Origin of the sequence: Actinomadura sp. WAC 06369 (genome assembly GCF_003947565.1) — a bacterium.
GTDB lineage: Bacteria > Actinomycetota > Actinomycetes > Streptosporangiales > Streptosporangiaceae > Spirillospora > Spirillospora rifamycini.
In genome coordinates, this window is the sequence record NZ_QHJN01000083.1 from 13,852 (window position 1) to 35,833 (window position 21,982).

Genomic DNA, 21,982 nt, shown 5'->3' on the forward strand with positions numbered 1-21,982 from the left:
GGTCGCGGCTCACCCGCGGGCGAGCAGCCCGTGCTCCGCGGCGAGGTCGAGGGCCGCCCGCGCGGCGGGGGCGAGCAGCCCCCGCTCGTCCGGTCCGACGAACCGGAACTCGTCCACCTCGCCGGACGCGGCCATGTCGCCCCGCCCGTCCGCCGTGTAGCACGCCATCCGGACCCGCGCGAACGCCGGCTGGTCGTGCGCGGGGGCCCGCACCACGCCCAGCTCCCGCAGCGACGCCCGCTCCAGCTCCAGCCCCAGCTCCTCGCGCACCTCCCGCGCCAGCGCCGACCAGTCGCTCTCGCCGGGCTCCCGCTTGCCGCCCGGCAGGTACAGCAGGTCGCGGCCGCGGGATCGGACGGCGAGCAGCCGCCCGTCCACGATCCGCACCCACGCGACGACGTCCAGCTCGGCGATGGAATCAGGCATGCCGCCCAGTATCCCGGCGCCCTACAGCCGCCGGGACTCCAGGACCCGGCTCAGGAACTCGCGGGTCCGCGGCTCGGCCGGCTCGGAGAAGATCTGCTCGGCCGTGCCGCGCTCCAGCAGGACGCCGTCGTGCAGGAAGCACACCGTGTCCGCGATGTCCCGGGCGAACCCCATCTCGTGGGTCGCCAGGATCATCGTCATCCCCGACTCCTTCAGCTCCCGGATGATGCCCATCACCTCGGTGACCAGCTCCGGGTCCAGCGCCGACGTCACCTCGTCGAGCAGCAGCAGGCTCGGCCGGCCCGCCATCGCCCGGATGATCGCCACCCGCTGCTGCTGCCCGCCCGACAGCCGGTCGGGGTACTCGCCGGCCTTGTCGGCCAGGCCGAACCGCTCCAGCAGCTCCCGCGCCTGCTCCTCGGCCTCCCGCCGCTTCCGCCGGTGCACCCGGACGGGCGCCAGCGTGATGTTGTCGAGCACCGACATGTGCGGGAACAGGTTGTACGACTGGAACACCATCCCGATGCGCTTGCGGACGTCGTCGGGATCGGCGTCCGGGTCGGTGATCTCCTCGTCCTCCAGGAAGATCGCCCCGTCGTCGACCGCCTCCAGCACGTTCACGCAGCGCAGCAGCGTCGACTTGCCCGACCCGGACGCGCCGATCAGGCACACCACCTCGTGCCGCGCGACGTCCAGGTCGACGCCGCGCAGCACCGGATGCGACCGGTAGGTCTTCCAGACGCCCTCGACGCGCAGCAGGGGTCCGCTCATGAGCCGCCTCCGGGGGCGCGGCGGCGCTCCGCGCGCGCCGCGAGATGGTCGGTGAACCGGGCCAGCGGCACCGTCAGCGCGACGAACAGCACCGCGGCGGCCAGGTAGGGCGTGTAGTTGAACGTCTCCGCCGAGTGGATCTGCGCCTGCCGCAGCGCCTCCAGCGGGCCGAGCACCGCGATCAGCGCCGTGTCCTTCTGCAGCGACGCGAAGTCGTTCAGCAGCGGCGGCACGACCCGGCGCACCGCCTGCGGCAGCACCACGAAGCGCAGCGCCTGCGGCTGGCTCAGCCCCAGCGACCGGGCCGCCGCGCGCTGGCTCGGATGGACCGAGTCGATCCCCGCCCGGAACACCTCCGCGACGTACGCGCCGTACGACAGGACGAGCGCGAGCCCGCCCAGCACCGCCGGGCTGTCCGGCACGCCCTGCAGTTGCAGCGCCGGGAGCCCGAACCCCACGAGGTACACCAGCAGGATCGTCGGGATGCCCCGGAAGACGTCCGTGTACGCGGTCGCCAGCGCCCGCAGCGGGAAGAACAGCGGGTTGCGCAGCCCCCGCGCCAGCGCCACCAGCAGGCCCAGCAGCAGGATGATCGGCTCGGCGATCAGGAAGATCTGGACGTTCAGCCAGAAGCCGCGCAGGACGTCCGGCAGCGCGCCGGTGAACTCGCTCCAGTCGAAGAACGTCTCGTGCACCCGGGGCCAGCCCGGCGACGACACCACGACCCCCGCGACGACCGCGACGAACAGCAGGCTCGACACGGTCGCCAGCGACGCCGACCGGACGCCCGCGCGGCGCCGCCGCCGCTCGCGCTCCCGCTGCCGCTCGCTCTTCACCCAGGCGGCGCCGTCCGGCGCGCCGCCCTCCGCCGGCGCCTTCACTTCAGCAGCGGCGCGTCGGCCTCGTCCGCCAGCCACTTGTCCTCGAGCTTCTGCAGCTCACCGGACGACTTCAGTGCGCCGACGGCCTCGTTGAGGCAGGTCACCAGGGGGTTGCCGCGTTCCAGCAGCAGCCCGAAGTGCTCGGTGTCGCCCGCGCGGTGCGGCAGCTGCCCGACGATCTTCGAGCCGTCGATCTGCGCGGCGGTGACGTAGAACGCGGTCGGCAGGTCGACGACCAGCAGGTCCACCTGCTCGTTCTTCAGCGCGTTCACCGCGTCGATCTGCGTGTTGAACACCTTCGGCTCGTCGCCGGGCTCGATCTGCTCCTTGACGGCCCGCAGCGAGGTCGTCCCGACCTGCACCGCGATCCGGGCGTCCTTCAGCTCGGCCAGCGTCGTGGCGCCCGCGTACTTCGAGCCGTCCATCGTCACCGCGGCCTGCCGGACGGTGTAGTAGCCGTCGCTGAACGTCACGGCCTTCGCCCGCTCCGGGGTGACCGAGATCTGGTTGATGTCGAAGTCGAACTTCTTCGGGCCGGGCGCGTACGCCGAGTCGAACGGCTGGACCGTCCAGGCCACCTCGTCCTTCCCGAACCCGAGCTCGCCCGCGACCGCGTACGCCACGGCGCTCTCGAAGCCCTCGCCGTTCGACGGGTCGTCGCCCGCGAACCACGGCTCGAACGCGGGCTTGTCGGTCGCGACCGTGAGCTTGCCGGGGGTCGTGAGGTTCAGGTCCTCCTTGGCGCAGGACGCGGGCGCTTCGGCGGTCGAGGCCTCCTCGGGGGCGCAGGCGGTGCCGGCGAGGACGACGGCGGCGAGGCCCGTCAGCAGGGGCAGGCGGCGGCGGGACACGGGGGCTCCAAGGGGTGCTCGGTGGTGGAGGTGTTCGGTGGTGGAGGTGTTCGGTGCTGGAGGTGTTCGGTGGTGGTCAGGCGGCCGGGACGGCGCGCAGGACGATCGAGGTCACGCCGGCGAGCCCGAGGACCTCGGTCGCCGACCCGCGGTTGACGGCCAGGCCGAGCCAGCCGGACGAGTCGGTCCACAGCAGCGCGCCGCCGGGCGGCACGCCGCCGAAGGTCTCGGCGAAGGGGACGCGCGCGGTGCGCTCGGCGCCGTCCGGTCCCGTCCAGGCGACGTCCAGCGGGGTGCCGGGCTCCGGCGCGCCGAGCGCGGCGGCGAGGTCGTCCGGCCGCGCGCCGAGCACGAGGCTGCCGAACCGGTCCGTGTACAGGACCGGGACGGTCAGCTCCCCGGCGGCGGCGACCGGCGCCGGGACGTCGAGGGGCAGCGGCTCCACGGCCGGGCCGAACGCGTCGACGGGGACGCCCGCGGCGGCGTGCGCGGCGGCGGGGGAGAAGACGTCGCGCCCGTGGAACGACGCCGACACGTCGGGCAGCCGGTAGGCGGGGTCCTCCAGCGCGTGCGCCGCGGCGGCGCCGCCGAGCGCCTCGGCCGCCGGGAGCAGCAGCCCGTTGTCCGGGCCGACCAGCACGTCCCCGCGTCCGGTGCGGATCGCGACCGGCCGCCGCGACGTCCCGACGCCCGGATCGACGATCCCGACGTGCACGCCCCGCGGCAGGTACGGCAGCGCCTGCCGCAGCAGCATCGCGCCCTCCCGCACGTCGAACGGCGTGATCTCGTCGCTGAGCACCAGCACGTTCGCGTCCGAGACGATGCCGTACATCACGCCCGCGCAGACGGCGGTGTAGGCGGCGCCGAAATCGGTCGCCAGGCTGATGAACGGACGATCGGGCATGGACACCTCGGGACCTGCGGTGATGACGGAGGGTGAGGTGCAAAAGGGTACCAACCGGTGATCACGCTCGGCACGCCGCGCACCCCCGGGGCCGTCCGGCCCGGCGGCCCGCGCCGGCCGCCCGCCCCGCCCGTATCCTCGCGGGTGATGCGCCCCGAAGCCCTCGACCCCGTGCTGCTCCGCACGTTCGTCGCCGTCGCCGACCTCGGCTCCTTCACCGCCGCCGCGTCCGCCGGCGGCTACACCCAGTCGGCCGTGTCCCGGCAGATCGCCGCCCTGGAGGACCTCTGCGGCGTCGAACTGTTCGCGCGCGGCGCCCGCGGCGTCCGCCCGACCCCCGCCGCCGAGCACCTCCTGCCGCACGCCCGCGCCCTCCTCGACCGGCTCGCCGACACGGCCCGCGCCCTCGACGGGCTGCGCCGCCTCGACGCCGGGACCCTCCGGATCGGCGCGTTCCCGACCGCGAACGTGGCGCTCGTCCCGGACGCCCTGGCCCGCCTCCGGGCGCGGCACCCCGGCGTGCGGGTCGTCCTGCGCGAGGACCTGACCGAGCGGCTGGCGCCGATGCTCGACGCGGGCGACCTCGACATCGCCGTCGTCAGCACGCACAAGGTCCCCGCCCCCGCCGGGGACCCGGTCCGGCTCCTCGACGACGAACTGCTCGTCGCCCTCCCGCACGACCATCCGCTCGCGGCGCGGCGGCGCGTGCCCCTCGACGCCCTCGCGGACGACCCGTGGATCGTCGCCGACGACCCCGCGGCCGTCGCCGCCCTGCACGCCCGCTGCGAGGCCGCCGGCTTCACCCCGCGCACGCCGCTGCGGGCCGCCGAGTGGATCTCGAAGCTCGGCCTCGTCGCCGCGGGCTTCGGCGTCACGTTCGTCCCGTCCCTGGCCGCCCCCGGCGCGGCGCGGGAGGGCGTCGTCCTGCGGGCGGTCGCGCCGGAGCCGCCGCGCCGCACCGTGTACGCGGCGGTGGGCCGGCACGCCCGCAGGTCCCCGCCGGCGGCGGCGTTCCTGCGGGACCTGCGGGACGCCGCGGCCGCCGCGGACGGCCCGGCCGCGTCCGGCTAGACGGCCGCGACGACCTCGACCTCGAGCAGCGCGTCCGGGTGGAAGAGCCGCGCCACCTCCACCGTCGTGCTCGTCGGCGCCGGGCTCGGCAGGTACCGGGCCCGCACGGCGCCGTACTCGGGCAGCCGGTCGAGGTCGGTGAGGAACGTGCGGATGCTGACGATGTCGGCGAACCCGGCGCCGTGCGCGGCGAGGATCCGCTCCAGCAGGGAGAAGATCACCTCCGACTGCCGCGTCATGTCGCCGGGCGCCGCCACCGTGCCGTCGTCCAGGAGGGCGATCTGCCCCGAGACGTACAGCATCGGTCCGGACGTCACATGGACGGCGTGCGAGTAGAGCGGCGTCGGCGGCGCCGGGACGGTCGTGGGGTCGCTGTGCGTGATTCGTGTCTGCGTCATGGCGCGACCGACGCTAGGCGGCGGCGAGCCATGACACCAGCGAAGGATTCGCACATCAGGCATGCGTACCGCGCATGCCTCAGACCGCGAACAGGATCACCGCGACGGCCAGCAGGATCGTCAGGCCCGTCGCGATCAGGACGGACTCCGCGTCGGCGATCCGCCCGCCGTTCGGCAGCCGCTCCCCGCGCCGCCGCAGGTTCGCGCGCGTCCGGCGCACCTGGAGCGCGGCGGCCCCGCACACGACCGCCGCCGCCGTCGCCGCGGCCACCGCCGACGGCGCCAGCCGCACACAGAACAGCCCCGCGACGACCAGCGCGAGCGTCGTCCGCGACCAGGCCAGCGCCGTCCGCTCCGGTTGCGCGCCCCGGTCCCAGAGCTTCACGGCCGCCCGCCGCCGGGCGCGGCGCGCCGCCGGCGGGACGGCGCCGGGCGGGCGGTCATCGGGTGAGCAGGAGGGCGATGACGAGGGCGACCGCCCCGACCGCCAGGCCGTACGACATGAGCGGGGCGAGGGCCGGGGGCGGGAGGGTCTCGTCGCGGCGCAGCGCGCGCTCGGTGCGCAGCCAGCGGCGGAACGCCAGCGCGGCCACGAGCGCGCCGGCGGCGGAGAAGCCGATCGCGAGGACGTGCCGCAGCGGCGCGTCCACGAGGTCGCCGGCCAGCGCCACGCCGACGCCGCCCGCGACCAGGGCCAGCGCCGTCCGGATCCAGGCGAGGAAGGTCCGCTCGTTGGCGAGGGTGAAGCGCGGGTCGGGGTCGCTGCCCTCGGCGAGCAGGCGGTCGGTCCATCGGCCGCCCGGGGACTCGGGGGAACGCGTCGCGGTCATCGGTGTGGCGAACCTGCATTCGGGGAAAAGGGGCGGCCGGTTGCCGCTCTCGTCCCTTCATATTAAGTGATGACCGCAATTCTCGATTTGTCGGCTTTTCCCATCCAACAGCTGGGAAAAGTTCGCTCGTGTCGGGCGGCGCCCGCTGGACCGGCCGGGAGCGTCGCAGTATCGGCCCAGGTCAGGACGGGTGCACCGGCCGCTCGTCCCGCCCGTCTTGCGTACTCGGCGCCACGCGGAAGCCGCTCGTTTTCGACCGTCGGTCAGAGGGGGTGGCAGGTCGTTGTAGGCGCACGGACGAGCCGCGTCGGGAATGCCGTTCCGGGGCTCGTTCGTCCACGGGACGAACCATTCGCCGGGGACGGCCGGAAGCCGAAGAAGCAGGGGAGCCCCCGGCCCGGCGGGATCGGCTCGGGTGATGACGGACGCGTGTCCCGTCACGGGGCGAACCGGCGGGCGGAGGCGTCCTCCTGGGCCAGCCGGTGCAGGGCCGCGAAGACCCGCTCGTACACGACGGTCGTCACCAGCAGCGACCGGGCCGTCCGGGCGCGCGGGGCCGCCTCGTCGATGCGGGCGACCTCGTGCTCGGCGACGCCCGCGGCGGCGCGGACGTACGGGCGCAGGTCGGCGAGCGTGACCGGGTACCCGAGGCGGCGCAGCGAGACGAACGCGGCGGCGAGCAGGTCGCGGGCGGGGGCGTCGGCGGCGACGCGCCAGTCCAGTTCGCGGACGAGCGCGTCGACGTCCTGCCGGGCGGCGCGCCAGTCGGGATCGGCGGGGGCGGCGGCGTCCGGGCCGACGGCGCGCTGCGCGGCGCCGACCAGCCCGTGCGGGCCGCAGTCGCCGTCGACGGCCGCGACGACCTCGCGGATCGCCGCGACCGGCAGGTCGCCGACCTCGCGCAGCGCGTTGATCAGCCGCAGCCGCTCCAGGTGCGCGGGGCCGTACTCGGACCGGGTGGCGCTCACCGCCGAGCCCCCGGGCAGCAGCCCCTGCCGGATGTAGAACTTGATCGTCTGCACCGTCAGGCCGCTGCGGTCGCTCAGCTCGGAGATCTGCACCGCGCACCCCCTCGCCCGGAGGGTAGCTCCGATCCGGCCGCCCCCGCGGGCGGTTCGGCGCTATTCGCAGGTCAGGACGCGGTGCGGCGCATCCCCTCGGAGATCTTCTCGGCGGCGGCGATGACGGGTCCGGCGTGCAGCCGGCCGGGGGAGCGGGTGAGGCGCTCGAGGGGCCCGGACACCGACACCGCGGCGATCACCCGTCCGGCGGCGCCGCGGATCGGGGCCGACACCGAGCCGACGCCCTGCTCCCGCTCGCCGACGCTCTGCGCCCAGCCCCGGCGGCGGACGGACGCGAGCGTCGCGGCCTCGAACTTCGCGCCGCGCAGGCCCCGGTGCAGCCGGTCGGGGTCCTCCCACGCGAGCAGGATCTGCGCGGCGGACCCGGCGGTCATCGGGAGGGCGGCCCCGACCGGGATGGTGTCGCGCAGCCCGCTGCTGCGCTCGGCCGCGGCGACGCAGACCCGGACGTCCCCCTGGCGGCGGAACAGCGATGCGCTCTCGCCCGTCAGGTCGCGGAGCTGCGACAGGATCGGCTGGGCGATGGCGAGCAGGCGGTCCTCGCCGGCCGCGACGGACAGTTCCGCGAGGCGCGGGCCGAGGATGAACCGGCCCTGCGCGTCGCGGTGCACGAACCGGTGGTGCTCCAGCGCGACGGCGAGCCGGTGGGCGGTCGGCCGGGCCAGCCCGGTGCTCTGGACGAGCTGGGCGAGCGACGCCGGACCCGCTTCGAGCGCGTTCAGCACGAGAACCGCTTTGTCAAGTACGCCGACTCCGCTAGAGTTGTCCATGTCCTGATATTGCAGTCTCGGAATGTGAGATGCAAATCGGGGCGGACAAGACCAGCGGTGCGCGGCGGCATCCACCGCGACGCGCCGGACGAATCATGACAGGTGAGGTGGGAGCGATGGGCCGGACACTGGCCGAGAAGGTGTACGACGCGCACGTCGTACGGCGTGCCGAGGGCGAGCCCGACCTCCTCTACATCGACCTGCACCTGGTGCACGAGGTCACCAGCCCGCAGGCGTTCGACGGGCTGCGGATGAACGGCCGCCGGGTCCGCCGCCCCGACCTGACGATCGCCACCGAGGACCACAACGTCCCGACGACCGACCTGCTCAAGCCGATCGCCGACCCGGTGTCGCGCACTCAGGTCGAGACGCTGCGCAAGAACTGCTCCGAGTTCGGCGTCCGCCTGCACCCGATGGGCGACGACGGCCAGGGCATCGTCCACGTCATCGGCCCGCAGCTCGGCCTGACCCAGCCGGGCATGACGGTCGTGTGCGGCGATTCCCACACCTCCACGCACGGCGCGTTCGGCGCGCTCGCGTTCGGCATCGGCACCAGCGAGGTCGAGCACGTCCTCGCCACCCAGACGCTGCCGCAGGTCAAGCCGAAGACGATGGCCGTCACCGTCGAGGGCGAACTGCCCGCGGGCGTCACCGCCAAGGACCTCATCCTGGCGATCATCGCCCGGATCGGTACCGGCGGTGGCCAGGGCCACATCATCGAGTACCGCGGCGAGGCGATCCGCTCGCTGTCGATGGAAGGCCGCATGACCGTCTGCAACATGTCGATCGAGGCCGGCGCCCGCGCGGGCATGATCGCCCCGGACGAGGCGACCTTCGACTACATCAAGGGCCGCCCCCACGCCCCCCAGGGCGCCGACTGGGACGCGGCCGTCGAGTACTGGACGTCCCTGCGCACCGACGACGACGCGGTCTTCGACAAGGAGATCGTCATCGACGCCGCCGAGCTGACCCCGTTCGTCACCTGGGGCACCAACCCCGGCCAGGGCCTCCCGCTCGGCGAGTCCGTGCCCGACCCGGCGTCCTTCACCGACCCCGTCGAGCGCCAGGCCGCCGAGCGCGCCCTCGAGTACATGGGCCTCACCGCCGGGACGCCCCTGCGCGAGGTCGCCGTCGACACCGTCTTCGTCGGCTCCTGCACCAACGGGCGCATCGAGGACCTGCGCGCCGTCGCGGACGTCCTCAAGGACCGCAAGGTCGCCGACGGCGTCCGCATGCTGGTCGTCCCGGGGTCCATGGAGGTCAAGAAGCAGGCCGAGCAGGAGGGCCTCGACGGGGTCATCTCCGCCTCGGGCGCCGAGTGGCGGGAGGCGGGCTGCTCGATGTGCCTCGCCATGAACCCCGACAAGCTCACCCCGGGCGAGCGCAGCGCCTCGACGTCCAACCGCAACTTCGAAGGACGGCAGGGGCCGGGCGGCCGCACCCACCTGGTGTCGCCCGCCGTCGCCGCCGCCACCGCCGTCACCGGCCGCCTGGCCGCTCCCGCCGACCTCTGAGGAACCACGATGGAAGCGTTCACGACCTACACCGGGCGCGCGGTCCCGCTGCGCCGCAGCAACGTCGACACCGACCAGATCATCCCCGCCGTCTGGCTCAAGCAGGTCAGCCGCACCGGCTTCGACAAGGGCCTGTTCTCCGCGTGGCGCGAGGACCCCGGCTTCGTCCTCAACCAGCCGCAGTACGTGGGCGCCGGGATCCTGGTCGCCGGCCCCGACTTCGGCACCGGCTCGTCCCGCGAGCACGCCGTCTGGGCCCTCCAGCAGTACGGCTTCCGCGTCGTCATCGCGCCCCGCTTCGGCGACATCTTCCGCAACAACTCCACCAAGATGGGCCTGCTGCCGGTCGTCCTCACCGGCGAGCAGGTCGAGCGCCTCCAGGCCCTCGTCGAGCAGGACCCGGCGCTGGAGATCACGGTCGACCTCGAGAAGCGCGAGGTCCGGTACGGCGCCGAGACCGCGTCCTTCGAGATCGACGACTACACCCGCTGGCGCCTGATGGAGGGCCTGGACGACATCGGCCTCACCCTCCGCCACGCCGAGGCCATCGCCGACTTCGAGGCCACCCGCCAACCCTGGAAGCCCGTCACCCTCTGAGACCCGCGCGGTACACCTTTCGCGGTGGCGGGGGTGTGCTTCGTGGGGCGGAGAACGGGGAGGTTGGAGCCCGGGCCGTGGGGGCGGTCCGGGCCTTCGGCGTACCCGGGTGCGGGGGGCGAATCGCGGAGCAGGGACAATCGAGGTGTGCGGAGGCCCGAACGAGTGTTGGGGGGATACACGTGACCTCGGCCCCGTGGGACGGACCGGCGTGGGAGGACCCGGAGCTGACCCGGCTCGCGCGCCGGTTGCGCGACGCCCATCGCGCCGTCGCGCCGCTCCCGCCGTCCGTCCGGCAGCGGCTCATCCGGCACCTCTTGGCGATCACCGATCTGGCGAAGCGCGACGCCGCCCTGGCCGCACGCAGGCTGGAGGCGTTCCTCGCCGATTTCCAAGACGCGCCCGACGTCCGTTAGCGTGCGCAGTGGCCGGATCCGGTCCGGTCACCCGGCGAGACGGGGACGAGAACGACAAAAACGGCCGCGACACGCCAGTCATTGCGTGCAGGTGATTGTGTCGGTGCTGAGGGTCCCTTAGTTTCGTTCGGGCAAGGGGGGAACTAGAGGAGTAACCCATGAACAAGCGTGAGCTGGTCGACGCGATCTCTGACCGGCTGGGCAGCAAGAAGGCCGCAGCCGAGGCCGTCGACGCCATCCTGGAGGCGATCCAGACCGCCGTCGCCAAGGGCGACAAGGTCGCGATCACCGGGTTCGGTTCGTTCGAGAAGGCCGACCGGCCTGCCCGTACGGCCCGTAACCCCGCAACGGGCAAGACCATCGAGGTTCCGGCGACGTCCGTGCCGAAGTTCAAGGCCGGCGCGGACTTCAAGAACCTGGTGGCCGGAAAGAAGTAGCCGCACGGCGAAGGCGCCCGGGACCGATTGGCATGGTCCCGGGCGCCTTCGCTTGTGTCCGGGGGCCGTGTGTCCGGGGGCCGTGCGTCCGGGGCCGTGCGTCCGGGTCAGGGGGACGCCGGCGGCAGCGGGAACGTCGAGAGCGTCACCACCGCGACCCGGCCCTCATGCAGCGCGAGGTTGACCCGCTGCCCGAACCGCAGCAGCCGCAGGCCGCCCGCGTCGAACGCGGCGGCGTCGAACGGCAGCTCCGTCCCGTCGTCCAGCAGCACGCTGCCCGAGCGCGTCTCGTCGTCGAACGTCCGCACCGTCGCCTGCATGCCGGTCACCCTACGCCGGGCGCGCCGCTCACGCGTCGGCGGCGAGGGCGGGCAGCCGGGCCGCGACCGACGCGGTGTGCGGGCCCGCCCCGAGCGCGAGAACCGCTCGAAGATCGTCCGGCGTGTCCACATCCCGGCGTACGCTGTCGATGGAGTCCAGGACCAGTTCCCGGGCGCCCCCGGCGCGGTGCGCGGCGCGCGAGCCGTGCCCGAACGCCGGGGCGAACGGGACGCCGGGACGCGCGGTGTACAGGGTGGTGCCGACGCCCGCCGCGTCCGGGACGAACGCGTGCGGCGCGGCCGCGGCGGCGTCGAGGACGCGCGCGAGTTCGTCCGGTCGCAAAGCGGGCAAGTCAGCAGAAAGCGCCCCCACACCCGCGTCCGGGGCGGCCTCCCGGCCCCGCGCGGCCCCGTACTCCAGGGCCGGGTTGAGGCCCGCGTCGGGCTCGTCGGGCACGATCCGGGCGCCGAGGGCGGCCAGTTCGGCGGCCGGAAGGGGATCGTCGGTGACGACAATCACAGCGCGGACGCGGGCGCAGCGCAGTGCGGCGGCGACCGTGTCGGTGGCCACGGCCAGGGCGAGGTCCCGCCGGTGCGGGCCCGCGGCCGCGGACATCCGGGTCTTCGCCCTGGCCAGGACCTTGACCGGCACGACGAGCGACCACTGGAGGCGGGGCGCGCTGGGCGCAGCTTCAGAAGACATGGCAACTCGACACTATGCGCACGCAACCACGAAACTTGAGGACACCCCGCGTTCGTCCGGGGTACGGATCGGAAGGGGACGGGGCATGAGCCACGGGTATTCGCCGGCCTGGCGCAAGCTCACGATCGTCATCCTGCGCCCGCTGCTGTTCGGGCTGCTGAAACGGGACTGGCGGGGCCGGGGCAACGTACCCGGGGAGGGCGGTGTGATCATCGCCGCGAACCACATCTCCGAGTCCGATCCGCTGGCGCTCGCCCACTTCGTCTACGAGGCGGGCCGCTACCCCGTCTACCTGGCCAAGTCCACGCTGTTCGACGTGCGGTTCTTCCGGACCGTCCTGCGCGGCACCGGGCAGATCCCCGTGTACCGGGACAGCGCGGACGCGTCGATGGCGCTCCGGGACGCCGAACGCGCGCTGCTGGACGGCGAGTGCCTGATGTTCTACCCCGAGGGGAGCTGCACCCGCGATCCCGAGCTGTGGCCCATGACCGGCCAGACGGGCGTCGCGCGGATGGCGCTGAAGACGGGCGCGCAGGTCGTCCCGGTGGCGAGCTGGGGCGCGCACGAGCTGCTGCCGTACAAGAAGGGCGAGCAGACCGGCCTCGCGGGCTCCCTGAAGAAGGGCTTCCACCCGTTCCCCCGCAAGACGATGCGGGTCATCGCGGGGCCGCCCGTCGACCTGTCGGAGTACGCGGGCCGCCCGCTCGACCGCGAGACGCTGCGCGCCGCGACCGACGACATCATGACGGCGATCGCCGGGCTGCTCGGCGAGCTGCGCGGCGAGGAGCCGCCGGCGGAGCGCTACGACCACCGCCGCGTGCTGGCGGAACGGCGCGGCGCCGCGGTGCCCGGCGCCCGTCCGGCCGCGGACGACGCCGGGGCGCGCCCGTCCCGGAGCGAGGCGGCGGGCTCGTGACGTTCAAGACCGCGGTGATGGGCGCGGGCTCCTGGGGCACGACGTTCGGCAAGCTGCTGCACGACGCGGGCGGCGAGGTGGTCCTGTGGGGCCGCCGGCCCGGCGTCGTCGAGGCGATCAACGACCGGCACGAGAACACCGACTACCTGCCGGGCATCGCGCTGCCCGAGGGGATGCGCGCCACGCTCGACCCGGCCGAGGCCCTGCGCGGCGCCGACTTCGTCGCGCTCGCCGTCCCGGCCCAGACGCTCCGGGCGAACCTCGCCGGGTGGCTGCCGCACCTGCCGCCCGGCGCCGTCATGGTGAGCCTGATGAAAGGCGTCGAGGACGGCACCACGCTGCGGATGTCGGAGGTCGTGCGGGAGGTCGCGGACGTCCCGCAGGAGCGGGTCGCGGTGTTCTGCGGGCCGAACCTGGCGCGCGAGATCGCGAGCGGGGAGCCCGGCGCGGCCGTCGCGGCGTGCGCGGACGAGGACGCCGCCCGCCGCCTCCAGGCGGCGACGATGACCCCGTACTTCCGCGTGTACACGTCCACGGACGTCATCGGCTGCGAGCTGGGCGGCGCGGTGAAGAACATCGTGGCGCTGTGCGTCGGGATGTCGGTCGGGCTCGGGTTCGGCGCCAGCACGCAGGCGGTACTGATGACCCGCGGCCTCGCCGAGATCACCCGGCTCGGGGTGGCGATGGGCGCGGACGAGCACACCTTCGCGGGCCTCGCCGGGATGGGCGACCTCGTCGGGACGTGCATGTCGCCGCTGTCGCGCAACCGGACGTTCGGGGAGAACCTCGGCCGGGGCATGACGCTGGAGCAGGTCATCTCGGTGACGAAGCAGACCGCCGAGGGCGTCAAGTCGGCGGAGGCGGTGATGGAGCTGGCCCGCAAGCACAACGTGGAGATGCCGATCACGGAGGCGGTCGCGGCCGTCCTGCACCACGGCATGCCGATCAAGGAGGCCGCCGTGTCGCTGATCTCCCGGTCGCCGAAGGCGGAGCGTTATGGCGTGTGACCTGCGGCGGGCGCCCCTGCGGGCGGGCCCGGGGCGGCCGTGGCCGACCCCGGCCCGGCAGCGGTAGGGTCGGGGATCATGTCCCCATCCAAGATCCGCGTGGCCGTCGTGTTCGGCGGGCGCAGCAGCGAGCACGCGATCTCCTGCGTCACCGCCGGAGCCGTGATGGCCGCGATCGACCGGGACCGCTACGACGTGGTGCCGATCGGCATCGCCCGCGACGGCCGCTGGGTGCTGGCGTCCGGCGACCAGCGGCTCGCGATCGAGGACGGCGTGCTGCCCGAGGTGGACGGCGGCGGCACCGCCCTCGCGCTCCCGTTCGACCCCGCCGCCCGCGGCCTCATCGCCGTCGCCCCGGGCGAGGTCCCCGCCGCGCTCGGCGAGGTCGACGTCGTCCTGCCGCTGCTGCACGGCCCCTTCGGCGAGGACGGCACCATCCAGGGCATGCTCGACCTGGCGGGCATCCGCTACGTCGGCGCCGGGGTGCTGGCCAGCGCGGTCGGCATGGACAAAGGCTTCATGAAGCTCGTCTGGCAGGCGCGGGGCCTGCCCGTCGGCCCGTACGTGCTGGTCGGCGACCGGGAGTGGCGCCGCGAGCGCAAGCGCAAGATCGACGAGATCAAGGAGCTCGGCCTGGACGCGGGCCGCGCCGTGTTCGTCAAGCCGGCGCGGGCCGGGTCGAGCATGGGCATCAGCCGCGTCACGTCCGAGGACGCCCTGGAGGCGGCGGTCGAGGCGGCCCGCGAGCACGACCCGAAGGTCATCGTGGAGGCCGCGATCGAGGGCCGCGAGATCGAGTGCGGCGTGCTGCAGGGGGAGGGCGACGGCCCGGCCGAGGCGAGCCTGCCCGCCGAGGTGCTGACGTCCGGCGACAGCGACTTCTACGACTTCGAGACGAAGTACCTCGACGGCGGCACCACGATGGCGATCCCGCCCGACCTCCCGGACGCGGCCGTCGAGGAGGTGCGGCGCGTCGCCGTCGAGGCGTTCGAGGCGCTCGACTGCGAGGGCCTCGCCCGCGTCGACTTCTTCTACACGCCGGACGGCCGCTGGGTCCTCAACGAGATCAACACGATGCCGGGGATGACGCCCACGTCGGCGTTCCCGCAGATGTGGGCCGCGACCGGCCTGGACTACCCGTCCGTCGTCGACCGCCTCATCCGGACCGCCGCCGCCCGCTCCACCGGCCTGCGCTGACCCCGCGGACCGCGCCGGTCACCCGTACGGGAGCCAGGCGCGGTCGGCGAGCGTGGCGGCGTCGGACGCGCGCGCACCGGCGTCGGAGAACGTCCACAGGGCGTCGCCGACGACGAGCGACCGCAGGACGGACGCGCCGGGATGCCCGACGTCCCCGGTCCGCGCGACGCCGTCCCGCGTCACCTTCAGGACGAGCGCCGCGTTCGTCCCGCCACCGGGTTCGCGCACCGGCAGGACGGTGAGGCCGGTGCGGGCCCAGTACAGGAAGGCGTGCGGGTCGGCCTCCGCGGACGACGTCGCGCCCGGGATCCGGTACGCGTCGATCCGCCGGGGCGGTCCGGCCACGTCGAACAGCGACACCTGGAGGCCCTCGACGCGTCCGGACGCGTCCGCGTCCTGCCCGACGCCGAGGAGGCGCCCGTCCGCCACCGGGTGGAGGTAGGCCGAGTACCCGGTGATCTTCAGTTCGCCGGTGGCGCGGGGGCGGCGCGGGTCGGACAGGTCGAGCGCGTACAGCGGGTCGGTGCGGCGGAACGTCACCACGTAGGCGGTCGGCCCGGTGAAGCGGACCGCGTGGATGCGCTCGGTCTTCCCGAGGCCGCCGACGCGGCCGATCCCGTCGAGGCGCGGCCCGCGCCGCCGGAGGACGTGCAGCGCGCTGCTCGACGCCCGCGCGTCATCGGGCCGGGACGTCGTCGCGACCCGGAGGTGCCCGTTGTGCTCGGACAGCGCGTACTGGTTCAGCAGCCGCCCGGGCACCGACCCGGACGCGGCGAACTCCGGGGGCCCGCCCGGCCGCAGCGCGAGCATGTGGACGTCCGTCCGCTCGGCCGCCGCGGACCGCTCGGCGTACGGGCGCGGCCGGGTGCCCGTGATGTACAGGTTCTTTCCGTTGCCGTACACGGTGGACCCGTCGACCGCGACGCCCATCGGCCGCGGGTCGGCGAGACCGCCCGCGAGGTCGAGGGTCAGCACGCTGAGCATCGCGCCGCTCCCGCCGTACGCGGCCGGGCGGCTGACCCGGTCGCACGGCGCCCGGAACGCGTCCACCCGCCCGCCGCCGCGGTCGACGCGGAACGCGGGCAGCCAGGCGTCCAGCGGCGTCCGCAGCACCGCCCGCCGGTTCGCCTCGATCGCCGCAGCCGCGTCGCCGGGGGCCGCCGGACGGCCCGGCCGCGGCCGGGGGAAGTCGATCCGCGGCGTCGACCGGACGACGACGTGGACGGTCCCGCCGGTGCGCCGCGCGTCCACGTACTCGGTGTCGGACGTCAGCGTCGCGACGACGCGCGGCGCCCCCGCGACGTCCACGAGCGTCAGCCGCGTCCGCGGAGCCGGGGGAGAGGGCGGGGGCGGGACCGGACGCGCCGCCCCGCCGTCCTCGGGGAGCCGCGCCCGGCCCTCGAACGCCACCGCCGTCCGCCGCGACTCCAGCACCAGGACGCGGTCGCCGTCCATCAGCAGCTTCCGGTCGCCGCCCGCGGCGGAGCCGGGCAGGTCCAGCGTGTGCGCGATCTTCCGGGACGCGGGGTCGATGACGTGCAGGCCGCCGTCGCCGAGGGCGACGATGCGGCGGCCGTCCGTCTTGACGAGGTCCGGCTCGTCCGCGCCGGGCTCGTGCGCGTTCGTCAGGGAGTGCTCGGGGACGGGCGCCGCCTCCGCCGCGGCACCCGGCACGGCGGGCGCGGACCGCCGCATCTCGAGCGCCGACGAGTCCGGGGCCGCCGGCCCGTCCGGCCCGACCTGCATCGCGGTCGCCCGCCGCAGACCGTCCAGCAGCCGCTCGCAGGAGCGGTAGCCGACCAGGGCCATCGGGGGCGGGGGCGGCGGAGCCGGGGGCTCCTCGGCGCGCAGGGCGCAGCCGCCCGCCGCCACCGCCGACGCGGCGGCCATCGCGACCGCCGGGACCGTACGTGCGCGCATTCGCGTGGGACGCGGCCCGGGCGCGTCCGGTTCCCCCGGAAGCCGAAGACAGAGACCCGGTCGAGATCGGTCGCCGCGTCGCGGGGCGTCCGGATATGCAACGCTTGGTGCGACCGCCCCCCACCTCGAGGAGAACGCACCCGTGTGGCATGCCGAGACACCGGAGCGCATCGGCCCGTACCGGGTGATGGACCGGCTCGGCGAAGGCGGGATGGGCACCGTCTACACCGGCGCGGACGACACCGGCCGCAAGGTCGCGATCAAGGTCATCCGGCGCGAGTACGCCGCCGACCCCCAGTACCGGGCTCGGTTCGAGTCCGAGGTGCGGGCCGCCCAGCGTGTCCGCCCGTTCTGCACCGCGCCCGTCCTGGACGCCGACCCGCACGCCGACCCCCCGTACCTCGTGACCGAGTTCGTCAACGGGCAGAGCCTCGACGCCGCCGTCGCCGAGAGCGGATCGCTGCGCGGCGCCGACCTGGAGGCCGTCGCGGTCGGCATCGCCACCGCGCTGACCGCCATCCACGACGCCGGCGTCGTCCACCGCGACCTCAAGCCCGCGAACGTCCTGCTGTCCACCTTCGGGCCCCGCGTCATCGACTTCGGCATCGCCCGCTCCCTCGGCGGGACGCGGCTGACCGCGACCGGCGGCATCGTCGGCACCCCCGCGTTCATGGCCCCCGAGCAGCTCGACGGGCGCGGCGCGTCCCCCGCCTCGGACGTCTGGGCGTGGGGCGCCACCGTCGCGTTCGCCGCCCGCGGCGACACCTGCTTCGCGGCCGACTCCCTCCCGGCGGTCATCCACCGGATCATGAGCACGGAGCCCGACCTGAGCGGGCTGGACGGCTCGCTCCTGCACACCGTGCGCCGCGCCCTCGCGAAGGACCCGGAGCGGCGGCCGTCCGCCCAGGAACTCCTCGACGGGCTCATCTCCAGCGGCGTCCGGACGCCGCAGCAGCAGCACACGAGCCCGCCGCGCCCCGTCCCGCGGCAGGAGCAGCAGAGCACGAGCCCGCCGCGCCCCGCCCCGCCGGTGCCGGGCCCGTCCGCCCACCCGGGGCCCGCGCTCGCCGACGGCGAGGCCGAGGCGCTCGTCGAGCGGCAGTACCGGCAGGCCGCCCAGGCCGGCGACCCGGCGGCGATGCGCAACCTCGCCGCGCTGCTCGGCGGCCAGGGCCGCACCGCGGAGGCCGAGTCGTGGGCCCGGTACGCCGACGCCGTCGCGACCCGCCCGTCCTACGGCCCGCCGCGCCACCACGCGCCGCCGAACCCGCACCCGAACCCGCACGCGAACCCGCACCCGCACGTGAAGCCGCCGCTCAACAGCTACGCGATCTACGCCCTGACGTTCGGGCTCGTCGGCCTCGTGACGTGCGGCCTCCCGTCCATCCCGGCGATCGTCGCCGGGCACATCGCCTGGAGCCGCGTGCGCCGCTCCGGCGAACGCGGCCTCGGCCTCGCCATCACCGGCATCGCCCTCGGCTGGCTCATGGTCGCGTTCTGGCTGATCATCCTCATCGGGATCCTGGCGCCGCCGGCCGACGGGGCGTGAACAAACCGGTTGTGCCCCCGCCGCGCCGGATGGCACCGTAGACCACGTCAGCCCGCCGAAGGCGGTGACGCGAGACCCGAGAGGAGGACCGGCCATGGCCCTGCCGCCGTATCGACCGAGCAGTCGACTGCCCTCGGCGTCGCACGTTGGCCCCGGCCGGTATCCCGCCTCCTGAGGCACCCCGGACGAGCCGCCGCGAGCGACGCCTCCCCGCCCGACACGAGCGGCTCTACCCCAACCGGCAGAGGGACCACTTTCAGGAAGTGGACGTTCCGGGTTCGAATCCCGGGAGCCGCACGCACGCCTCCGTAGTCCAACGGCAGAGACGGCAGCATGAGGTGCTGTGTGCTGGGGGTTCGAATCCCTCCGGGGGCACGACGCGGACCGCGTCCTTCGGGACGCCGGCCGCACGAGGGGCGGCGCCGACGCCGGAGAGTCGGGCCTGCCTGTAAAGCAGGTGCCTCGCGCTGAGTGGGTTCGACTCCCACCCGCCCTACCGAACCGGTTCCCCCGAACCGGCCCCGCCGATCCGCCGGTGTTGGCATTCGGGGCCGTCCTGGACTATGTCTAGACGGGTGTCCGGGGAACAGGTGACGATCGAGGCCACGCGGCGGCGCCTCACCGAGCGGCAGGCCGAGACGGTGCGGCGGCTGACCGGCGCCGCCGTCGACGAGCTCCGCGAGAGCGGCTACGACGGGCTGACCGTCCGCAACGTCGCCCGCCGCGCCGGGGTCGCGCCCGCGACCGCCTACACCTACTTCGCCTCCAAGAACCACCTGATCACCGAGGTGTTCTGGCGCCGGCTCGGCGGGCTGCCGCCGGTCCGGGCGGACGGCCCGCCGCGCGCGCGGGCGATCGAGGTGCTGCGGGAGATCGCGCTGCTGGTGTCGGACGAGCCCGAGCTGGCGGCGGCCTGCACGACGGCGATGCTCGGCACCGACCCGGACGTCCGCGAACTGCGGACCCGCATCGGCGTCGCCATCCGCGAGCGGCTCACGGCGGCGCTGGGCGAGCACGCCGACGAGCGGACGCTCGGCGCGCTGGAGCTCGCCTACTCCGGTGCGCTGCTGCACGCGGGCATGGGGTACACGTCGTACTCCCGCATGGCCGACCGGCTCGCCGAGATGGCCGAGCTGATCCTGCCCCGCCCCGAGTGAGCCGCCGGGGCCGTCCGGTCAGATCTGGCCTTCGGGCTTCTGCGGGATCGTGGCCTTGATCGCGGGGGAGAGCTCGATGAGGACGTCGCCCGCCGGGTGGTACTCCGGCGGGACCGTCACCTCCACGTACGCCTGCCGGGCCACCGCCGTGTAGGTGACCGGTGGGTCACTGGGGGTGGGGTACCAGTCGATCCCGTTGATCGTGACGAGCTGCGACTCCGGCCGCAGCGTCGCCGGGCGCGGGACGCCGCAGCGCAGCCCGATCGCGGGCGAGCCCCACGCCGCCGTGAGCGCCGACTCCGGCGAGGTGTCCCGCCGGTCCTGCCCGCGCAGCTTCTCCGGCAGCCGCAGCCCCTCGCAGAGCCGCCGCGCCGCCGCGTCCGGCTCCGGCGGCCGGACCTGCACCGCGCCGTCGCCGCACGCCGCGCTGAGCGCGGCCACCAAGGCCAGGGCCGTCGCCGGCGCCCCCCGACGCTTCACCATCGACCGCTTGCTCTCCCGTCAGATGTGCACGATCGGGCAGGTCAGCGTCCGGGTGATCCCTTTGACGGTCTGGATCTGCGCGACGACGAGCTTGCCCAGTTCGTCCACGTTGTTCGCCTCCGCCCGGACGATCACGTCGTAGGGGCCGGTGACGTCCTCCGCGCGCGTGACGCCCGTCATGCCGGAGATATGGCCCGCCACTTCGGCGGCCTTGCCGACTTCGGTCTGGATGAGGATGTAGGCCTGCACCATCACGTCCTCCCCGGGGCGGAGAAAATGCCGTCGGACGGTTCACCGTATCGCGTCGCCGCCCCCGGCGGGCGGCCGGGGCGGTACGAACCGGCGGCCGCGCGGTGAAAACATGGGCGGATGGCGACGATCGGGGAGCTGGGCGAGTTCGGGCTGATCGAGCGGCTGACGGCGCGGCTGCCGCGGGGCCCGCGGGTGCCGCTCGGGCCGGGGGACGACGCGGCGGTGGTCGCGGCGCCGGACGGGCGGGTGGTCGCGACGACCGACCTGCTCGTCGAGGGCCGGCACTTCCGCCGCGACTGGTCGGGCCCCTACGACATCGGCCGCAAGGCCGCCGCGCAGAACCTCGCGGACGTCGCCGCCATGGGCGCCCGCCCCACCGCGCTGCTCGTCGGGTTCGCCGCGCCGACCGCGACCGCGGCGGACTGGGCGGACGGCCTGTACGCGGGCCTCGTCGACGAGTGCGCGGCCGCGGGGGCGTCCGTCGCCGGGGGAGACGTCGTGGCGGCGCCGGAGATCACCCTGGCAGTGACCGCGCTCGGCGACCTCGGGGGCGGCGCGCCGCTCACCCGGGCCGGAGCGCGCCCCGGCGACGTCGTCGCCGTCCGGGGGCGGCTGGGCTTCGCGTCGGCGGGCCTGGAGCTGCTCACGGCCGGACGGGACGGCCCCGCGGAGCTGCTCGCGGCCCACCGGCGCCCGGAGCCGCCCTACGGCGCCGGGCCGCAGGCGCGGGAGCTGGGCGCGACCGCCCTGCTGGACGTCAGCGACGGGCTGCTGCAGGACCTCGGGCACATCGCGGCGGCGAGCGGGGTCCGGGTCGACGTGGAGTCGGCGGCCGTCCCCGTCGCGGACGTCCTCGGCCCCGACGGGCTGCGGCACGCGCTCACCGGCGGCGAGGACCACGCGTTCGCCGGCACGTTCCCGGCGGCGTCCGCCCTGCCGCCGTCCTGGACGCGGATCGGCACCGTCGCGCGCGGAACGGGCGTCCGGGTCGACGGGCGCGTTCCAGAAGGCGGGGGATGGGACCATTTCCGCATGTGAACGGAGCTTCGACCGGAATTAAGGAACGCGGTGCGATCCTCAGGTCGGTAGGCATATTTGGTGCCGGTTTGGTATACATCCCCTGACCGACGAGGAATGGAATGGGACGACACTCCAAGCCCGAGCAGCCCGAGGACGAGCCCGGATCGAGCGCGCAGGCGCCGCCGGGCCGGCCCGTCGGCCCGTCCACCGGACCTCGCTACGACGGCTTCGCCGGCCCCACCGACGATCAGGTGTTCGTGTCCCGGCCGGGCAGCCACCGGCGGCCGTCCGGACCGCCGCGCGGGCACGGCGGCCCGCCGGGCCCGGCGTCCACCGGCCCCCGCGCCACCCTCCCCGACGGCGCGCCCACGACGCCTCCCGCGATGCCTCCCGCGATGCCTCCCGGACAGGGCGGACCGCCCCCGCCCGGGTCCGTGCCGCCCTGTCCGGGAGGCATCGCGGGAGGCATCGCGGGAGGCATCGTGGGCGCGCCGTCGGGGAGGGTGGCGC

Annotated in this window: 26 protein-coding genes, 3 tRNA genes and 1 pseudogene; 15 read left to right on the top strand and 15 right to left on the bottom strand. The window is 74.8% G+C overall.

Annotated features, from left to right (window positions below):
* Nucleotides 1-9: 9 nt before the first annotated feature.
* The 5 genes from DMH08_RS22185 to DMH08_RS22205 form a co-directional block, all read right to left on the bottom strand.
* Nucleotides 10-426, bottom strand: a complete 417-nt coding sequence (locus DMH08_RS22185; RefSeq protein ID WP_125617456.1) for an NUDIX hydrolase — start codon at nucleotides 424-426, stop codon at nucleotides 10-12.
* 21 nt (nucleotides 427-447) lie between these two features.
* Entirely contained in the window at nucleotides 448-1,197 is a 750-nt protein-coding gene (locus DMH08_RS22190) for an amino acid ABC transporter ATP-binding protein (protein ID WP_026403822.1), read from the bottom strand.
* Nucleotides 1,194-2,078, bottom strand: coding sequence for an amino acid ABC transporter permease (locus tag DMH08_RS22195; protein ID WP_125617458.1), 885 nt, complete (start codon nucleotides 2,076-2,078; stop codon nucleotides 1,194-1,196). Before DMH08_RS22195 ends, DMH08_RS22190 begins: the two co-directional genes overlap by 4 nt.
* Nucleotides 2,075-2,929 (bottom strand): ABC transporter substrate-binding protein, encoded by an 855-nt coding sequence (locus DMH08_RS22200; RefSeq protein ID WP_051301055.1) that lies wholly within the window; start codon nucleotides 2,927-2,929, stop codon nucleotides 2,075-2,077. The genes DMH08_RS22195 and DMH08_RS22200 overlap by 4 nt, the downstream gene beginning before the upstream one ends.
* Before the next feature lie 76 nt (nucleotides 2,930-3,005).
* On the bottom strand, nucleotides 3,006-3,833 hold the full coding sequence (locus DMH08_RS22205; protein WP_125617460.1) for an SAM hydrolase/SAM-dependent halogenase family protein: 828 nt from the start codon (nucleotides 3,831-3,833) through the stop codon (nucleotides 3,006-3,008).
* A 147-nt stretch (nucleotides 3,834-3,980) separates the two neighbouring features.
* On the opposite strand from DMH08_RS22205, the gene DMH08_RS22210 reads away from it, so the two are divergent.
* Nucleotides 3,981-4,904: a LysR family transcriptional regulator gene (locus DMH08_RS22210; RefSeq protein ID WP_125617461.1), complete on the top strand. Its 924-nt coding sequence runs from the start codon at nucleotides 3,981-3,983 to the stop codon at nucleotides 4,902-4,904.
* On the opposite strand, the gene DMH08_RS22215 is transcribed toward DMH08_RS22210, so the two are convergent.
* The 5 genes from DMH08_RS22215 to DMH08_RS22235 all read right to left on the bottom strand — a co-directional run bounded on the left by DMH08_RS22215 (nucleotide 4,901) and on the right by DMH08_RS22235 (nucleotide 7,984).
* Nucleotides 4,901-5,302: a RidA family protein gene (locus DMH08_RS22215; RefSeq protein WP_125617463.1), complete on the bottom strand. Its 402-nt coding sequence runs from the start codon at nucleotides 5,300-5,302 to the stop codon at nucleotides 4,901-4,903. The genes DMH08_RS22210 and DMH08_RS22215 overlap by 4 nt on opposite strands.
* Nucleotides 5,303-5,381: 79 nt before the next feature.
* Nucleotides 5,382-5,687, bottom strand: a complete 306-nt coding sequence (locus DMH08_RS22220) for a DUF202 domain-containing protein (protein WP_026403817.1) — start codon at nucleotides 5,685-5,687, stop codon at nucleotides 5,382-5,384.
* A 55-nt stretch (nucleotides 5,688-5,742) separates the two neighbouring features.
* Nucleotides 5,743-6,132 carry a YidH family protein gene (locus tag DMH08_RS22225; RefSeq protein ID WP_125617465.1) on the bottom strand — a complete coding sequence of 130 codons (390 nt, stop codon included), beginning with the start codon at nucleotides 6,130-6,132 and terminating at the stop codon, nucleotides 5,743-5,745.
* A 437-nt stretch (nucleotides 6,133-6,569) separates the two neighbouring features.
* Nucleotides 6,570-7,193, bottom strand: coding sequence for a MerR family transcriptional regulator (locus DMH08_RS22230; RefSeq protein ID WP_026403815.1), 624 nt, complete (start codon nucleotides 7,191-7,193; stop codon nucleotides 6,570-6,572).
* Between the two features lie 71 nt (nucleotides 7,194-7,264).
* Entirely contained in the window at nucleotides 7,265-7,984 is a 720-nt protein-coding gene (locus DMH08_RS22235; protein ID WP_026403814.1) for an IclR family transcriptional regulator, read from the bottom strand.
* 116 nt (nucleotides 7,985-8,100) lie between these two features.
* Here DMH08_RS22235 and leuC point away from each other — a divergent pair, with 116 nt between their 5' ends.
* From leuC to DMH08_RS22255, 4 genes are all read left to right on the top strand, one after another.
* Nucleotides 8,101-9,498: a 3-isopropylmalate dehydratase large subunit gene (gene leuC, locus DMH08_RS22240; protein ID WP_026403813.1), complete on the top strand. Its 1,398-nt coding sequence runs from the start codon at nucleotides 8,101-8,103 to the stop codon at nucleotides 9,496-9,498.
* A 9-nt stretch (nucleotides 9,499-9,507) separates the two neighbouring features.
* Complete coding sequence (gene leuD / locus DMH08_RS22245; protein WP_125617467.1) at nucleotides 9,508-10,095, top strand: 3-isopropylmalate dehydratase small subunit; 588 nt, start codon at nucleotides 9,508-9,510, stop codon at nucleotides 10,093-10,095.
* A 182-nt stretch (nucleotides 10,096-10,277) separates the two neighbouring features.
* Nucleotides 10,278-10,511 (top strand): hypothetical protein, encoded by a 234-nt coding sequence (locus tag DMH08_RS22250; protein WP_026403811.1) that lies wholly within the window; start codon nucleotides 10,278-10,280, stop codon nucleotides 10,509-10,511.
* A 158-nt stretch (nucleotides 10,512-10,669) separates the two neighbouring features.
* The gene (locus DMH08_RS22255) at nucleotides 10,670-10,948 is read left to right on the top strand and encodes an HU family DNA-binding protein (protein ID WP_026403810.1); all 279 of its coding nucleotides are present in this window, start codon (nucleotides 10,670-10,672) and stop codon (nucleotides 10,946-10,948) included.
* 107 nt (nucleotides 10,949-11,055) lie between these two features.
* On the opposite strand, the gene DMH08_RS22260 is transcribed toward DMH08_RS22255, so the two are convergent.
* Together DMH08_RS22260 and cofC are read right to left on the bottom strand one after the other, a co-directional pair.
* Nucleotides 11,056-11,268: a cold-shock protein gene (locus DMH08_RS22260; RefSeq protein ID WP_026403809.1), complete on the bottom strand. Its 213-nt coding sequence runs from the start codon at nucleotides 11,266-11,268 to the stop codon at nucleotides 11,056-11,058.
* Between the two features lie 28 nt (nucleotides 11,269-11,296).
* Entirely contained in the window at nucleotides 11,297-11,971 is a 675-nt protein-coding gene (gene cofC, locus DMH08_RS22265) for a 2-phospho-L-lactate guanylyltransferase (RefSeq protein WP_026403808.1), read from the bottom strand.
* Nucleotides 11,972-12,056: 85 nt separating this feature from the next.
* On the opposite strand from cofC, the gene DMH08_RS22270 reads away from it, so the two are divergent.
* The 3 genes from DMH08_RS22270 to DMH08_RS22280 all read left to right on the top strand — a co-directional run bounded on the left by DMH08_RS22270 (nucleotide 12,057) and on the right by DMH08_RS22280 (nucleotide 15,091).
* Complete coding sequence (locus tag DMH08_RS22270) at nucleotides 12,057-12,887, top strand: lysophospholipid acyltransferase family protein (RefSeq protein WP_051301054.1); 831 nt, start codon at nucleotides 12,057-12,059, stop codon at nucleotides 12,885-12,887.
* A gap of 17 nt (nucleotides 12,888-12,904) precedes the next feature.
* The gene (locus DMH08_RS22275; RefSeq protein ID WP_034519411.1) at nucleotides 12,905-13,894 is read left to right on the top strand and encodes an NAD(P)H-dependent glycerol-3-phosphate dehydrogenase; all 990 of its coding nucleotides are present in this window, start codon (nucleotides 12,905-12,907) and stop codon (nucleotides 13,892-13,894) included.
* 78 nt (nucleotides 13,895-13,972) lie between these two features.
* The gene (locus DMH08_RS22280; protein WP_125617469.1) at nucleotides 13,973-15,091 is read left to right on the top strand and encodes a D-alanine--D-alanine ligase family protein; all 1,119 of its coding nucleotides are present in this window, start codon (nucleotides 13,973-13,975) and stop codon (nucleotides 15,089-15,091) included.
* A gap of 18 nt (nucleotides 15,092-15,109) precedes the next feature.
* On the opposite strand, the gene DMH08_RS22285 is transcribed toward DMH08_RS22280, so the two are convergent.
* Nucleotides 15,110-17,011 (bottom strand): beta-propeller domain-containing protein, encoded by a 1,902-nt coding sequence (locus tag DMH08_RS22285; protein ID WP_125617471.1) that lies wholly within the window; start codon nucleotides 17,009-17,011, stop codon nucleotides 15,110-15,112.
* A 142-nt stretch (nucleotides 17,012-17,153) separates the two neighbouring features.
* On the opposite strand from DMH08_RS22285, the gene DMH08_RS22290 reads away from it, so the two are divergent.
* The 5 genes from DMH08_RS22290 to DMH08_RS22310 all read left to right on the top strand — a co-directional run bounded on the left by DMH08_RS22290 (nucleotide 17,154) and on the right by DMH08_RS22310 (nucleotide 19,717).
* Nucleotides 17,154-18,560, top strand: a complete 1,407-nt coding sequence (locus tag DMH08_RS22290; RefSeq protein ID WP_125617473.1) for a protein kinase domain-containing protein — start codon at nucleotides 17,154-17,156, stop codon at nucleotides 18,558-18,560.
* A 223-nt stretch (nucleotides 18,561-18,783) separates the two neighbouring features.
* Nucleotides 18,784-18,857 (top strand) — tRNA-Leu (locus tag DMH08_RS22295).
* A 5-nt stretch (nucleotides 18,858-18,862) separates the two neighbouring features.
* Nucleotides 18,863-18,935, top strand: a tRNA-Leu gene (locus DMH08_RS22300).
* Between the two features lie 38 nt (nucleotides 18,936-18,973).
* Nucleotides 18,974-19,056 (top strand) — tRNA-Tyr (locus tag DMH08_RS22305).
* Between the two features lie 79 nt (nucleotides 19,057-19,135).
* On the top strand, nucleotides 19,136-19,717 hold the full coding sequence (locus DMH08_RS22310) for a TetR/AcrR family transcriptional regulator (RefSeq protein ID WP_233617736.1): 582 nt from the start codon (nucleotides 19,136-19,138) through the stop codon (nucleotides 19,715-19,717).
* An 18-nt stretch (nucleotides 19,718-19,735) separates the two neighbouring features.
* On the opposite strand, the gene DMH08_RS22315 is transcribed toward DMH08_RS22310, so the two are convergent.
* Both DMH08_RS22315 and DMH08_RS22320 read right to left on the bottom strand, forming a co-directional pair.
* Complete coding sequence (locus tag DMH08_RS22315) at nucleotides 19,736-20,200, bottom strand: DUF3515 domain-containing protein (protein ID WP_034519364.1); 465 nt, start codon at nucleotides 20,198-20,200, stop codon at nucleotides 19,736-19,738.
* 18 nt (nucleotides 20,201-20,218) lie between these two features.
* Nucleotides 20,219-20,452 carry an Lrp/AsnC ligand binding domain-containing protein gene (locus DMH08_RS22320; protein ID WP_026403802.1) on the bottom strand — a complete coding sequence of 78 codons (234 nt, stop codon included), beginning with the start codon at nucleotides 20,450-20,452 and terminating at the stop codon, nucleotides 20,219-20,221.
* A gap of 117 nt (nucleotides 20,453-20,569) precedes the next feature.
* On the opposite strand from DMH08_RS22320, the gene DMH08_RS22325 reads away from it, so the two are divergent.
* Together DMH08_RS22325 and DMH08_RS42440 are read left to right on the top strand one after the other, a co-directional pair.
* Nucleotides 20,570-21,490: a thiamine-phosphate kinase gene (locus tag DMH08_RS22325; protein WP_125617476.1), complete on the top strand. Its 921-nt coding sequence runs from the start codon at nucleotides 20,570-20,572 to the stop codon at nucleotides 21,488-21,490.
* Between the two features lie 101 nt (nucleotides 21,491-21,591).
* Nucleotides 21,592-21,982 (top strand): annotated as a pseudogene (locus DMH08_RS42440) (hypothetical protein); the annotation flags it as partial.